At 40.0% G+C, this 14,975-nt stretch carries 12 protein-coding genes; 6 read left to right on the forward strand and 6 right to left on the reverse strand.

Features of this window, described 5'->3' with window-relative positions; genetic code table 11:
* Positions 1-447: 447 nt before the first annotated feature.
* The 6 genes from tig (at position 448) to WNY98_RS14020 (ending at position 9,021) form a co-directional block, all read left to right on the forward strand.
* Entirely contained in the window at positions 448-1,752 is a 1,305-nt protein-coding gene (gene tig, locus WNY98_RS13995; protein WP_024600100.1) for a trigger factor, read from the forward strand.
* A 164-nt stretch (positions 1,753-1,916) separates the two neighbouring features.
* Positions 1,917-2,534: an ATP-dependent Clp endopeptidase proteolytic subunit ClpP gene (gene clpP / locus WNY98_RS14000; protein WP_024590978.1), complete on the forward strand. Its 618-nt coding sequence runs from the start codon at positions 1,917-1,919 to the stop codon at positions 2,532-2,534.
* 135 nt (positions 2,535-2,669) lie between these two features.
* Positions 2,670-3,953 (forward strand): ATP-dependent protease ATP-binding subunit ClpX, encoded by a 1,284-nt coding sequence (gene clpX, locus WNY98_RS14005; protein WP_002958344.1) that lies wholly within the window; start codon positions 2,670-2,672, stop codon positions 3,951-3,953.
* A 151-nt stretch (positions 3,954-4,104) separates the two neighbouring features.
* A complete protein-coding gene (lon, locus tag WNY98_RS14010; protein ID WP_294123145.1) occupies positions 4,105-6,474 on the forward strand; it encodes an endopeptidase La in 2,370 nt (789 codons plus the stop codon).
* A 183-nt stretch (positions 6,475-6,657) separates the two neighbouring features.
* Positions 6,658-6,948, forward strand: coding sequence for an HU family DNA-binding protein (locus WNY98_RS14015; protein ID WP_157823336.1), 291 nt, complete (start codon positions 6,658-6,660; stop codon positions 6,946-6,948).
* 171 nt (positions 6,949-7,119) lie between these two features.
* Entirely contained in the window at positions 7,120-9,021 is a 1,902-nt protein-coding gene (locus tag WNY98_RS14020; protein ID WP_342878189.1) for a SurA N-terminal domain-containing protein, read from the forward strand.
* Between the two features lie 67 nt (positions 9,022-9,088).
* On the opposite strand, the gene WNY98_RS14025 is transcribed toward WNY98_RS14020, so the two are convergent.
* The 6 genes from WNY98_RS14025 to WNY98_RS14050 all read right to left on the reverse strand — a co-directional run bounded on the left by WNY98_RS14025 (position 9,089) and on the right by WNY98_RS14050 (position 14,961).
* Entirely contained in the window at positions 9,089-9,580 is a 492-nt protein-coding gene (locus WNY98_RS14025; protein WP_076924468.1) for a VOC family protein, read from the reverse strand.
* Between the two features lie 105 nt (positions 9,581-9,685).
* Complete coding sequence (locus WNY98_RS14030; RefSeq protein WP_024600104.1) at positions 9,686-10,447, reverse strand: ABC transporter ATP-binding protein; 762 nt, start codon at positions 10,445-10,447, stop codon at positions 9,686-9,688.
* Positions 10,447-11,439 carry an oligopeptide/dipeptide ABC transporter ATP-binding protein gene (locus WNY98_RS14035; RefSeq protein ID WP_002958338.1) on the reverse strand — a complete coding sequence of 331 codons (993 nt, stop codon included), beginning with the start codon at positions 11,437-11,439 and terminating at the stop codon, positions 10,447-10,449. The genes WNY98_RS14030 and WNY98_RS14035 overlap by 1 nt, the downstream gene beginning before the upstream one ends.
* Positions 11,440-12,333, reverse strand: a complete 894-nt coding sequence (locus tag WNY98_RS14040) for an ABC transporter permease subunit (protein ID WP_024600105.1) — start codon at positions 12,331-12,333, stop codon at positions 11,440-11,442.
* Complete coding sequence (locus tag WNY98_RS14045) at positions 12,320-13,354, reverse strand: ABC transporter permease (protein WP_342878190.1); 1,035 nt, start codon at positions 13,352-13,354, stop codon at positions 12,320-12,322. The genes WNY98_RS14040 and WNY98_RS14045 overlap by 14 nt, the downstream gene beginning before the upstream one ends.
* On the reverse strand, positions 13,354-14,961 hold the full coding sequence (locus WNY98_RS14050) for an ABC transporter substrate-binding protein (RefSeq protein ID WP_342878191.1): 1,608 nt from the start codon (positions 14,959-14,961) through the stop codon (positions 13,354-13,356). The genes WNY98_RS14045 and WNY98_RS14050 overlap by 1 nt, the downstream gene beginning before the upstream one ends.
* Between the last annotated feature and the right edge of the window lie 14 nt (positions 14,962-14,975).

Consider the following 14,975-nt stretch of genomic DNA (forward strand, 5'->3'; position numbering starts at 1 on the left):
AGCGCAGTTTGGTAGCGCACTTGGTTTGGGTCCAAGGGGTCGCAGGTTCAAATCCTGCATCGCCGACCATTTTCTTATCTAGTAAGAATAATAAATAAACTCCTCTAAGTTATAAATCTAAATTCGTTAGCCTTTAATTCTATTAAATAATTTGTATTTTATTCTATTCAATGCTCAGTTAGCCTGTTTTTTATTCAGTTAGTCTCTATAGTCCCTTATCTAGTCCAAATAATTGCCCCCTATACTCGACTATCATAAATATTAGGTTATAATGCCGCGTCTATTGTTTAACATAGTGCCCGAAGGGCAAAGCAGCAATGGTATCTCATGGTAGCGACGGATGCTTTTAAGTGTGAAAAACCGCTTAAACTTTATCAAGACTCATGCAGATCACTTTGTTTGTAAAGGAAGGCGAACAGTCGCCAAAATTGAATATTGAGGTAAATCATGCAAGTTTCTGTTGAGACGACCCAAGGCCTTGAGCGCCGTATAACTATCACCGTTCCTTCAGAGAACGTTGAGACCGAAGTAAAAAAACGCCTACAACAACTGTCAAAAACACAGCGTATAGATGGTTTCCGTGCTGGTAAAGTTCCAGTATCTGTAATTAACAAGCGTTTTGGCCCTGCAGTTCGTCAAGAAGTTGCTGGCGAAGTAATGCAACGTAATTTTTACGAAGCAATCGTTTCTGAAAAAATCAATCCAGCTGGCGCGCCTACATTCGCACCTAAATCACTTGAAGCAGGTAAAGATTTAGAGTTCTCAGCAACGTTTGAAGTTTACCCTGAAGTTGAAGTTCAAGGTTTAGATAAAATTACTGTTGAGAAACCAGCGGTAACAGTAACTGACGAAGATTTAGCTAACATGCTAGAAACACTTCGTAAGCAACACGCTGAGTGGGCTGATGTTGATACAGCTGCTGGCGAAAACGACCGTGTAACAGTTGATTTCGTAGGTACTATCGACGGTGAAGTATTTGAAGGCGGCAAAGCTGAAGACTTCCCATTAGAACTTGGCCAAGGTCGTATGATCCCAGGTTTTGAAGATAACATCGTAGGTAAAAAAGCAGGGGAAGAAGTAGTTGCTGATGTAACTTTCCCTGATGATTACCACGCTGAAAACTTAAAAGGTAAAGCGGCTCAATTCACTATCACAGTGAAAAAAGTTGAAGCGCAAGAATTACCAGAATTAAGCGAAGAGTTTGCAACTAAATTCGGTGTTACCGAAGGCGGCGTAGACGCGCTTAAAGAAGAAGTTAAAAAGAACATGACACGTGAGCTAGACCAAGCGGTTAAAGCAAGCGTTAAAGACCAAGCAATCAAAGGTCTTTTAGCTAACAACGAAATCGAAGTGCCTAAAGCACTAGTTGATCAAGAAGTTGATGCTCTACGTCAGCAAGCAGCTCAACGTTTTGGCGGCGACGCTCAAAACATGCCAGAGCTTCCTGCTGAATTGTTCCACGAGCAAGCTGTAACACGTGTTAAAACTGGCCTTTTATTAGGTGAAGTGATTAAAGCTAACGAGATTAAAGTTGATGACGCTAAAGTTGAAGCATTAATTGCAACGGTAGCTTCTGCATACGAAGATCCAACTGAAGTAGTAGAATACTACAAAGGTAATGATCAACTTATGCAGCAAATGCGTAATGTAGCAATGGAAGAGCAAGCTGTTGAAGCTATTTTAGCTAAAGCAGTTGTTACTGATGTTGAAAAAGCATTTGATGACATCATGAATCCACAGCAAGGTGCTTAATAAGTCATTGACTTAAGCTCTCGCTAACGATTAAATGGCTCGTGCTACTCTGTTTATACAGCGTGCCCGGGCCATTTTAGTTTTTGGCTCTAAATTTGCGAAAAACGATAACTATGCTTCCTTATAATAAGGATAAGTATAAGCGCATAAGGAATTAAATAAGTATGAATACTGGTATTACAGATCCCCTAAATGCATTGGTCCCAATGGTTGTTGAACAAACACCAAAAGGCGAGCGCTCGTATGATATTTATTCGAGATTATTAAAAGAGCGTATTATCTTTTTAACAGGTCAAGTTGAAGACAACATGGCAAATCTGATTTTAGCGCAAATGCTATTTTTAGAATCAGAAAATCCTGATAAAGATATCTTTTTATACATTAACTCACCAGGTGGTTCAGTAACTGCGGGTATGGCTATTTACGACACAATGAACTTCATCAAACCAGATGTAAGTACAATATGTGTAGGTCAAGCTGCAAGCATGGGTGCTTTTTTACTTACTGCTGGCGCTAAAGGTAAACGTTTTTGTTTACCAAACTCTCGTGTGATGATTCACCAACCATTAGGTGGTTTCCAAGGTCAAGCATCTGACTTTGAAATACACGCTAAAGAAATTCTGTCTATTAAAGCTAAGCTTAATCGCTTAATGGCTGAGCATACAGGCCAACCATTGGATATTATCTCTAAAGACACAGATCGTGATAACTTTATGAGTGCCACGCAAGCTGTAGATTACGGCTTGGTAGACTCAGTTTTTACAAATCGCGATAAAAAGTAAGCGCTTGGTGAGCAGGATTGCCTGTTTGCCACTTTGAGTTACTATGCGAAAACTAATAAATTTTGGTATAGTTAAAGCGTATTGAAATAGCCGCCAAAAGTTTTGGTGGCCAACGTAATAAAATGAGGTAGCTGAATGTCTGACACTCCTACAGACGGCGACAAAAGTAATAAATTGTTATACTGCTCTTTTTGTGGCAAAAGCCAACATGAAGTGCGTAAATTAATTGCAGGCCCTTCAGTATACGTTTGTGATGAATGTGTAGAGTTGTGTAACGATATTATCAGGGAAGAGATCAAAGACATTGCTCCTAAGCATGATACGTCTGACAAACTACCTGTACCAAAAGAAATTCGTAAACACTTAGACGATTATGTTATTGGCCAAGATCATGCTAAAAAAGTATTGTCTGTTGCCGTTTATAACCATTATAAACGCCTGCGTAACCAATCGACTAAGCAAGACATTGAATTAAGTAAAAGTAATATTTTGCTTATCGGTCCAACAGGTAGTGGTAAAACATTACTTGCAGAAACGTTAGCGCGTCTACTCGATGTGCCGTTTACTATGGCCGATGCCACTACATTAACCGAAGCAGGTTATGTAGGTGAAGATGTTGAAAACATCATTCAAAAGCTTTTACAAAAGTGCGATTACGATGTTGAAAAAGCGCAACGTGGCATTGTTTACATTGATGAAATTGACAAAATTTCTCGTAAATCAGATAACCCGTCAATTACGCGTGATGTATCGGGCGAGGGCGTTCAACAGGCGCTACTTAAACTGATTGAAGGCACCGTTGCTTCTGTTCCACCGCAAGGTGGTCGTAAACATCCACAACAAGAGTTTTTACAAGTAGATACTTCTAAAATCTTGTTTATTTGTGGTGGCGCATTTTCAGGTTTAGATAAAGTAATTGAGCAACGTAGCCACAAAAATACCGGTATCGGTTTTGGCGTTAGCGTAAAAGAGTCTGCGGCGAGTCGTTCTTTAAGTGAAACATTTAAAGACGTAGAACCAGAAGATTTAGTTAAATACGGCTTAATTCCTGAGTTTATAGGTCGTTTGCCAGTAGTTGCTACGTTAACAGAACTTGACGAAGCTGCTCTTGTGCAAATATTAAGTGAACCTAAAAACGCGATTACTAAACAGTTTTCAGTATTGTTTGGTATGGAAGACGTTGAACTTGAGTTCCGTGATGATGCCTTAGCTGCAATTGCCCACAAAGCAATGGAGCGTAAAACAGGTGCACGTGGTCTTCGTTCAATCGTTGAAGGTGTGTTGCTTGATACTATGTACGAACTTCCTTCAATGGATGACGTAAGCAAAGTGGTTATTGATGAAACCGTTATTAAAGGTGAGTCAGACCCAATCTTGATTTATGAAAATAATAAACAAGATAAAGCTGCATCAGAATAGTTTTTAAGCTATTTGAGTGAAAAAAGGAGCCTTAGGCTCCTTTTTTTATAATTAATTTAATCGAGTAAGGGAAAATTGTTGAACTTTAATTAGGTTATCCCCATATACTTGAGTAATCTTTAAAATAAATTAAGTGCGAAGAGAAACTATAATGACGCTTGAGAGAACCGACCGAGTCGAAATCCCAGTCCTTGCACTGCGCGATGTTGTGGTATATCCGCACATGGTGATCCCGCTTTTTGTAGGCCGTGAAAAATCAATAAAATGCCTAGAAGCGGCAATGGACAAAGACAAACAAATTTTCTTGGTTGCACAAAAAGATGCAACTGTAGATGAACCTGAGCAAGAAGATATTTATCGTATCGGCACTATTGCCACTGTACTTCAGTTATTAAAATTACCGGACGGTACAGTTAAAGTTTTAGTAGAAGGTACACAGCGCGCACAAATCGAAGAATTTGTAGATAACGAAGACTTTTTTGTAGCTAATGCTCAATTTATTGAATCTGATTCGGTAGACGAGAAAGAACAAGAAATTTTTATTCGTAGCGCAATTAGCCAGTTTGAAGGCTATGTAAAGCTAAATAAAAAAATTCCTCCTGAAGTACTAACTTCAGTTTCAGGTATTGATGAGCCAGCGCGCCTTGCCGATACAATGGCAGCCCATATGCCATTAAAAGTACCTGAAAAACAAAAAGTGCTAGAAATTTCAAACGTGACAGAACGTCTTGAATATTTAATGGCATTAATGGAAGGTGAAATAGACTTACTGCAAGTTGAGAAAAAAATTCGTACCCGCGTTAAAAAGCAGATGGAAAAGTCACAGCGCGAGTATTACCTCAATGAGCAAATGAAAGCCATTCAAAAAGAATTGGGTGAGCTTGATGATGTACCTGATGAATTTGAAGCACTTAAAAAGCGCATTGAAGAATCGGGTATGCCAACAGAAGCACAAGACAAAGCGACGACAGAGCTTAATAAGCTTAAGATGATGTCGCCAATGTCTGCAGAGGCAACCGTAGTGCGTTCATACATTGACACATTAATTAATGTGCCATGGAAAAAACGCTCTAAAGTGAAAAAAGATTTAGCGGGCGCGCAAAAAATTCTTGATAGCGATCACCATGGCTTAGATAAAGTAAAAGAACGCATTATCGAGTACCTCGCGGTACAACAGCGTACTAATAAGCTTAAAGGGCCAATTTTATGTTTAGTTGGGCCACCAGGTGTTGGTAAAACATCGCTAGGGCAATCTATCGCGCGTTCAACTGGTCGTAAGTATGTGCGTATGGCATTAGGCGGCGTACGTGATGAAGCTGAAATTCGTGGTCATCGCCGTACATATATCGGTTCAATGCCAGGTAAGTTAATCCAAAACATGACAAAAGTGGGCGTTAAAAATCCATTATTCTTGTTAGATGAAATTGATAAAATGTCAGCTGACATGCGAGGAGACCCAGCATCAGCTCTATTAGAAGTGCTTGATCCTGAGCAAAACAGCCATTTTGCTGATCATTATCTTGAAGTAGATTACGATTTATCTGATGTTATGTTTGTAGCAACATCAAACAGCTTTAACATTCCTGGCCCATTACTGGACCGTATGGAAGTTATCCGCTTATCGGGTTACACCGAAGATGAAAAGCTAAACATTGCAAAAGAGCACTTAATTACTAAACAAGTAAAACGTAACGGCTTAAAAGAGTCTGAAATTGAAATTGAGGATAGTGCAATTATTGGCATTATTCGTTACTACACACGTGAAGCGGGTGTACGTAACCTCGAGCGCGAAATTTCAAAACTATGTCGTAAAGCCGTTAAAAATATCTTACTTGAAAAAGACACTAAAACAGTGACTATCAATCAAGATAACCTAGAAGACTTTTTAGGTGTGCAACGCTTTGATTATGGTAAAGCTGAAGACGGTGACCGTATTGGTCAAGTTACAGGCTTAGCATGGACAGAAGTTGGCGGTGATTTGCTAACAATCGAATGTGCGGCTGTACCAGGTAAAGGCAAGTTAACTTATACCGGTTCACTGGGCGATGTAATGCAAGAGTCGATTCAAGCGGCTATGACGGTAGTACGTAATCGTGCAGATACATTTCGCATAAATAGCGACTTTTACGAAAAGCGTGATATTCACGTACACGTACCTGAAGGCGCAACACCAAAAGATGGCCCAAGTGCGGGTGCAGCAATGGTAACAGGTCTTGTATCTAGCTTAACGGGTAACCCTGTACGAGCAGATGTTGCAATGACCGGTGAAATTACGCTACGTGGTGAAGTACTTCCTATTGGTGGCTTAAAAGAGAAATTATTAGCAGCTCATCGTGGAGGAATTAAAACAGTCATCATTCCAAAAATTAACGAACGTGACTTAAAAGAGATCCCAGAGAACGTGCTGGCAGGTCTTGATATTCATCCAGTTACTTGGATTGACGAGGTGTTAAAGCTTGCTTTAGTGCATCCTGTTGAGAGTTTTTCGGTCGAAACACCTAAAAACCAAGAAAAAAGCTAAAAAAAGTGCTTTTTAGGGCTTTTCAAATCTAAACGGTATGATAAGTTAAGCACTGGTTTTCAAGCCTAGCCCTTATGGGGCGTAGGCTTAAGAAAAATATAATCATGTGAGCATTAAAAGTTTGCTCTAAAATTTTCAAAAAAGTGATGTTAGTTTAAAAAACCATCGCTCTTGATAATAACAATGAAAGAGGATGATATTGTGAATAAATCTCAATTAATCGATCAAATCGCAGCTGATGCTGACATTTCTAAAGCGGCTGCAGGTCGTGCACTAGATTCATTCATCGAATCTGTATCTGGCGCGCTAAAAGAAGGCGACTCAGTTGCACTTGTTGGTTTCGGTACCTTCTCAGTACGTGACCGTGCTGCACGTTCAGGCCGTAACCCGCAAACTGGTGAAACAATCCAAATTGCTGCTGCAACTATTCCTGCTTTTAAAGCCGGTAAAGCGCTTAAAGACGCAGTAAACTAATCACTGTTTTAAACACATTAGTTATGGCGAGTGTAAAGTTACTGATTCACCACAACAGATGAATTAAGTAACTTTACCGCCAGTTACTTCAAGTGAAAAAGCGTATCTGGTAAGATACGCTTTTTTTACATGTGACAAGGTAAAATACCTTGATCAAAAAGAGATAAACAAATGCTTGAGAAAATCAGAGAAGGTTCGCAAGGACCTGTAGCCAAAATAATTTTAGGCGCGGTGATTTTATCTTTTGCCTTAGCAGGGATCGGTAGTTACTTAGGTCAAACCACAGAACAACCCGTTGCTGAAGTAAATGGAATTAAAATTAGTCAAACCGATTTTAACCGTGCTTACCAAAATGAACGAAGCCGTTTAGAGCAACAATTTGGTGAATACTTTACACAAATTGCCGCTGATCCAAATTACATGGCGCAAATTCGCCAAGGTGTAGTTGACCGCTTAGTACAACAAGAATTGCAATCACAGCTAGCGGCTGATTTAGGCCTTCGCGTAAGCGACGAAAGTGTACGTAAAACAATTTTAGAACTACCGTACTTTCAAATTGGTGAAAAGTTTAATAACGATCGTTACTTACAAGTAATTCGTCAAATGAACTTTCAACCAGATGCTTTTCGTGAATACTTACGTAAAGATATGACACGTAGTCAGGTAGTATCTGCTGTTGCAGGTACAGACTTTGCACTAGAGAGCGAGCTTAAAAGCGCAATCGCTCTGCAGCAGCAAACTCGTAGTATTGATTACTTAGTTATTAATAAAGAAGCGCTTGCCGCGAACGTAGAAGTATCAGAGCAAGAAGTGTCTGATTACTACGAGCTAAACGCATCACAATTTTTATCCCCAGAGCTTATCTCAGTAAGTTATATTGAGCTTAAAGCATCAGATATTAATGTTGAATCGGTAACCGAGGATGACGTTAAAGCGTATTACGAGCAAAATAAAGCACAATACGTTGAGCCAGAAAAGCGTCGCGTATCACATATCTTAATTGATAACAGTGAAGACGATGACGCAGCAAAAGAAAAAGCCAATGCACTTCATGCACAACTAGAACAAGGTGCAGACTTTGCTGAGTTAGCAGAATCATCATCTGACGATATCGTTAGTGGCGAAATGGGCGGCGATCTTGAATGGATAGAACGTGACGTAATGGACCCTGCATTTGAAGACGCGACTTTCGCACTTCAAAACAAAGGTGACATTTCTGAGGTTGTTGCTTCTGAGTTTGGTTATCACATAATTAAACTTACAGACATTCAACCACAACAAGTTAAAGCGTATGACGATGTTAAAGCTGACTTACGTGCTGAACTAGAACAAGCTGAAAAAGTAGATGCATTTTACGAAAAGCAAACTGAAATGGGTGCACTTGCATTTGAAATTTCAGACCGCTTAGACGATGCTGCAGAAGTTGCTGAAGTGGAAGTTAAATCTACGCCTCTTTTAGCACTTAATGCTCTTCCGGAGCCGTTAAACAGCCCTGCAGTTGTAACAGCACTAACATCAGTTGATTTACTTGAAGATAAAGTAAACTCTGAAGTTATTGAGCTTGGTGAGGAGCATGCAATTATTGTTCGTATTAACGAGCATAAAGCTGCTGCTACTAAACCGCTGGATGAAGTAAGCGAGCAAATTAAAGCGCGTTTAGTTAATGAAAAATCATCAGAGCTTGCTAAAGAAAAAGCGCGTAGCTTATTTGCAGAAGTACAAGCAGGTAAGAGCTTAAATGATGTAGCAAACGAGCAAAGCTTGACGGTTCGTCAAGAAGCGCAGTTAACACGTCAAAGCTACACTGTTTCACCGGCTATTGTGACTCAAGCATTTAAAATGGCTCACCCAGCAGATTCTGCGGTAGTTGAGCTTGTTAATTTAAATAATGGTGATGCAGCAATTGTTGCGCTTAAGTCGGTAACAGATGCACAAGTTGCAGCTAATATTGACCCTCAAGCAAAACAAAGCATTACTATGGCGCAAGCTAATAAAAACTACATGGTATTTATTGAAGCGCTTAAAGCCAATGCTGAACTTAACTTACCAACGGCTACACAAACTGTTGAATAATTAATTTTAGCTCATAAAGAAAGGCGCTTTTAAAGCGCCTTTTTTATTGTCTTAAATAAAGTTGGTATTAATTACCTCTGGCAATAAACTCAATCCGATTGCCGCTAGGCTCTCTTATCATCATATGTTGGGTTGGACCTTTACCTAAGTTTTCTGGTGCAAACTCTATGATAATATTATTTTGCATTTTTAAGTGTGTATGTAGCTCGCTTAACTTTTTGATACTTTCAACACTGAGTGCTAAATGGTGTAAGCCCACATTTTCTGCTCGATTAAACTCCACACGTTTTTCATCATTTTTTACGCGCCATAATGTAATGGTTATTTTATTGTTTGATAAAAAATAAGCGGGATAGGCAGGGTCATTTCCTAGCGTTTTAAAACCAAGTACATCAGTAAAAAATGCTTTGGATGCATTTAAGTTTGATACGGTTAAACCTAAATGATCAATGCCACCAACCCAACTTTTAGGGGCAGAGTTTTCGTCAGCTATTGAAGTTGTTGATAGCAGCAATAACGCTAATGATGAAATGCCTGTGAGTAATGTTTTTTTTAGCATAGATCCTCTTTATGGTTTTAGTTGTTAAATTGCGCATTTAACAAAGACCTTCATAAACGAGGTTACATTGCAAAGAAGTCGAGTTTGGTGATTAGAAAGCTGCTTTTAGCAGCTCAGTAATCGCTGCGTTACTTTTGATTGGGGGTTTTGAAAAACATCTTCAGTAGGGCCGTATTCAACCACTTCGCCTTTGTCGAGTACAACCACATAATCACTGATGTGGCGCACTAGGCTTAAATGGTGGGTGATCATCACATACGTAAGGCCAGTGTCGCGCTGTAGCTTAAGTAATAAATTCACTATTTGCGCACGTATAGAAGGGTCTAAAGACGAAACAGCTTCGTCGAGCACAATCACCTTAGGATCTAAAATTAATGCACGAGAAAACGCCACACGCTGTAGTTGCCCCACACTAAACATATGCGGGTAGTAGTGTTTATGATCGATTAATAAACCCACTTTTGAAAGCGTTGCATCAATCTTTTCAGCTCGTTCGCTGGCATCAAGCTCTGTATTATATTGCAGGCAATCATCAAGCATTTCACCTATGGTTAGCCCTGGGTTGAGCGATGCAGCTGAGTCTTGAAAAATCATACGAATATCCCGACATTGATTATCGCGTACGCCATTATCTTCAATAATATTATTTTCGAGTAAAATTTGCCCGCTATCAGCAGTATCAGCTCCTGAAAGTAGTTTTGCTAATGTACTTTTACCTGCACCTGTTTCACCAATTATGGCAATACTTTCGCCTTTACCAACACAAAACGAAATATTTTTAAGTACTTCAAACTTTTTACGTGAAAAAAGCCCCGCTCGCACATTGAATGTTTTTGATAGTGCTTGTACTTTTAGCAGCGGCTGCATTATTTCATGTCCTTAATTAACGGAAAGTGGCACGCATAACTATGACCATGATGCTTAGTAAGGGCTGGCGTTACCACGCAGGCTTTTTGTGCTTGCGGGCAACGCGGCCCGAGGCGACAGCCAATAGGTAAATGTTGCAGAGTAGGGATAGTCCCTTTAAGTGCATAAAAAGGTTCTTTATGCGCTAAACCTTGTTCGTAGTCTGGCAAGCTTTTTAATAATGCTTGAGTGTAAGGATGGCGAGGCTGTTTAAATATTTCATGGGTTGGGCCTGCTTCAACCATTTGCCCGCAATATAAAACATGAATGCCATGCGACCAATGTGCAATCTCTTCAAGCTCATGAGAGATCATTAAAATAGACATATTTTTAAGTTGGTTTAAGCTTTTTAATAACCTAAATACTTGTGCGCGAGTTGTGCTCTCAAGCGCTGTAGTTGGCTCATCAGCTATCAATAGCTTTGGAGTGCGGGCAATGGCCATTGCAATCATTACTTTTTGGCATACGCCTTCTGAGAGCTCGTGAGGGTAGCTACTTAGTACCGCTTCGTGGTTTTTAATACCCACTTTATGAATAAGCGCTTTTACTCTGTCTTTTCTCTCGCGGTTGCGTTTTAAAAAGAAACCTTTAGTTGCGACCTCTGGGAGTGTTTCAGCAATTTGATCAAATATTTTAGCGGTCGGATCAAGACAGCGACTTGGATCTTGATAAATCATCGCTATATCTTGGCTTACTATCTTACGGCGTTTTTCTGGGCTTAAACGCATTAAGTCTACGCCGCGCCAATGAATACGGTCGGCCGTAATATCCCAGCGTTCGTTTAATACACCAATAATCGCTTTTGCTATTAGGCTTTTACCAGAGCCCGATTCGCCCACAAGCGCATGTACTTCGCCTTCTTTTAAGCTAAAGCTCACTCTGTCTACGGCTCTAATTACAGTTTCAGAGGTACGTAGTTCAATTGTTAAGTTACGAACATCAAGTAATTGCATTTAATCTGCCTTACGTGCTTTAAGCACTTGTCGCAGGCCATCACCTACTAAATTGGTAGATAATACGGCTAAAAATAACAGTACACCAGGTAGCGCTACAGTCCAAGGTGCTAAATAAATAAGGCCTAAGTTTTCGGCTAATATTGCGCCCCATTCGGTTGTGGGAGGCTGTGCACCTAGCTTTAAAAAGCCAAGGGCAGAAATATCCAATATTGCGGTAGAAAGAGCCATAGTGAAAATAACCACAATATGCTCATAAATATTAGGGAAAATACCACGCGATATAATATGCCAATTAGACGCACCATCGAGCCTAAACGCAGTAATGTAATCTTTACTTAATTCATCAACAATCAGGTTACGCACTGAGTGAATAAATTGCGGCAGTAACGCTAAAATAATTGCCCATACGGTATTCATTAAACCCGGGCCGAGTATAGCGATTATTATTATTGCTAATAACAAAGAAGGAATAGAAAGGGTTATATCAAGTAAGTGATTTAAAAAGCTTGAACGAAGTCCTTTGCTAATTCCTGCAAAAGTACCCACTAATACACCAAAAATGGTTGTGATCAGGGCGGCTACAACAGAAAGCCCAAATGTATACGTAGCACCATTCATTAAGCGCGAGAGTACATCGCGACCTAAATCATCGGTGCCTAAAATAAAGCGTACATCGCCCATTTCTCGCCACGATGGTGGAATAAGTAGTGCATCACTATGCTGTTGGTTTACACCATAAGGGGCTAAAAAAGGAGCGGTGGCGGCCAATAATGCAAACGCCATAAATATCCATAAACCAACCAAAGCAGGGTGGTTATTTTTAAACTTTCGCCAAAATCGCGCAAGTGGCGATTTATTCGACTCTTCAGAAAATAAATTAAACTTTGCCATGGGCCTGATTCCGCGAGAGTGGATCGAATAAAGTGTAAGTAAGTTCAGCTGTAATAGAGGCTAAAATAACAAATAAAGACACTGCCATTAATCCGCCTTGAATTGCTGGAAAGTCACGTTGATAAATACTATCGATTAACCATCGGCCAATACCCGGCCACGAAAAAATAACTTCGGTAATCATCGCAAGCGTTATTAGCGTACTAAATTGCAAACCAATTTGCTTAATTACCGGCAGTAATGCATTACGTAGTGCATGGTGCATGATAAGTTGGCGGCGATTAAGGCCTTTTGCCCTAGCTGTTTTAATAAAGTTTTGATCCATTACCTTAAGCATAGACTCGCGAGTAAAGCGCACTAATACAGTGGTCGGATACATGGCCAGTACAATAGTAGGGAGCGTTAAATGGCGTAGCGCATCAATAAAGGCCATTCCTTTATATGGAAAACCAGCCAGTGCAATATCAATTAAAATAAACCCAGTATTTGCGGGTATCTCATAAAGGAGCCCCATTCGGCCTGACATAGGAAACCAGCCAAGCTTTAACGAAAAAACCATTATTAATAACAATGCGAGCCAAAATACAGGCATTGAATAGCCCACCATAGTGGTCGAGTTTATAAGTTTATCGGGCCAACGTTTATGATAGCCAGAGCCTAAAATACCAGTCGGTACACCAACAACAACCGATACTATTAATGCGTACACGCTTAACTCTAAAGTAGCCGGTAGCAAATCAACAATATGGCTAAACACGCTGTTACCAGAGGCAAACGAAAGCCCCCAATCACCTTGGAATATTCGCCCCAGGAAGGCAATGTATTGCATAAAGTAATTGCTGTTATATAAATATTTGTCTTCAAGCTCACTATGCTGTGCAAAGTTACTACTTGGTATGCCACTTAAATTACTTAGCGGATCACCGGGAAATAAATACGCCAGTGAAAACGTAAATACGCTGAGCATCAGTATCATAAAAAAGAACAAACCAAGGCGGCGCAAAATATAATCTAAGATCATTATTTTTTCCTCGCATTAGCAAGCGAAATAGCGCCAAATGGGCCAAGTGTTATGCCTTCCACATCGGCACTACTCGCTTGAAAGCGCAGGCCATGAGCAATAGGTAATAACGGCAGCTCTTGAATAATTAAGCTTTGTGCGTCTTCATAGTATTTTTTACGTTTGTTTAAATCAGTCGTATCGAGTGCTTGAGTAAGCAATAAATCAAATTGAGGATTACACCAGTTTGCTGGATTTTTACCACTAAAAGTAGCGGTACAGCTCAACAGTGGGCTAAAAAAGTTATCAGGATCGGGTGTATCTGCGGCCCAACCAAGTAATACACTGTCGTGCCTGTGCTCGCCAATACGTTGAATAAACGTATTCCACTCATACTCTACAATGCTTACATTAACGCCCACTTTGCGTAAATCACTTTGCATAAGCTCAGCCATTTTACGTGCGTTGGGGTTATAAATACGACTCACAGGCATAGCCCATATTGTCATATCAAAGCCATCAGGCAAGCCTGCTTCAATTAGTAACTTTTTAGCGAGTTCTGGATCAAATGTAGGTATATCTTCTTGCGGCTCAAACGCCCAAGAGGTTGGCGGTAAAATAGATTGTGCGCGAGTACCGTTACCGTAATAAACCGCTTGCATTATTTTATCTACATCTATTGCATGCGCGAGTGCTTGACGTACGCGCAAGTCGTCGAAAGGGGCACGTTCTGTATTAAATGCCCAATACCCTATGTTTAAATTTGTTTCTTTTTCAATATTTATATCATCACGTTGCGCTAAAATACTCAATTGCGCACTACTTGGATGAGCCGTTACATCGCACTCTTTTGTCAGCATTTTTGCTATGCGCGTAGTGCCGTTAGGCGTTATATCGTAAACTAATTGTTCAAGGACAACGTCGTGCTTCCAATAAAGTGGATTACGGTAAAAGCGTACAAGGTGATCTCGACGGTATTCTTTATAAATATACGGGCCGGTGCCAATAGGATACTGATCAAACAAGTTTTCTTGCTTGTTTTTCTTAAGTTCCATGGCGTATTCTTCTGAAAGTACCACAGCAAAGTCGGTAGCCATATTAGCTAAAAAGCTACTTTCAGGATTAAATAACTCAAAGCGCACTTGGTAGTCAGACACGCGCACAATTTTACGAATGAGTTGATCAATCCCCACACTTTGAAAATACGGGTAATTGGCATCGCCCACAAAGTGGTATGGATTGTATACATCGAATAATCGGCTAAAGGTGAATATAACGTCGTCGGCGTTAAAATCACGCGACGGCGTAAAATAAGAAGTTGTATGAAACTTTACATCTTTACGCAAGGTAAAGGTAACCGATTTACCATCTTTACTAATTTTCCAATCGGTTGCTAATTCACTTTGAAACTCTGCCGTAACAGGGTCAATGCTAATTAAACGGTCATATAATTGGTTAGCAATTATATCAATAGTTGAACCGGTGGTCGTTACTTGCGGATTAAACGACACAGGGTTAGCTTCAGCGCAATAAACTAAGCCTTGGTTTTTTTCTTCTATGATTTCTTCTTTGCTATCAAGGCAACCAACTAAAGTGGTGGTAAGCAAAACAAGTAATAATTTATGCACCCGCATAACCTCTG

It is taken from the genome of Pseudoalteromonas sp. AS71, assembly GCF_038900275.1.
GTDB lineage: Bacteria > Pseudomonadota > Gammaproteobacteria > Enterobacterales > Alteromonadaceae > Pseudoalteromonas.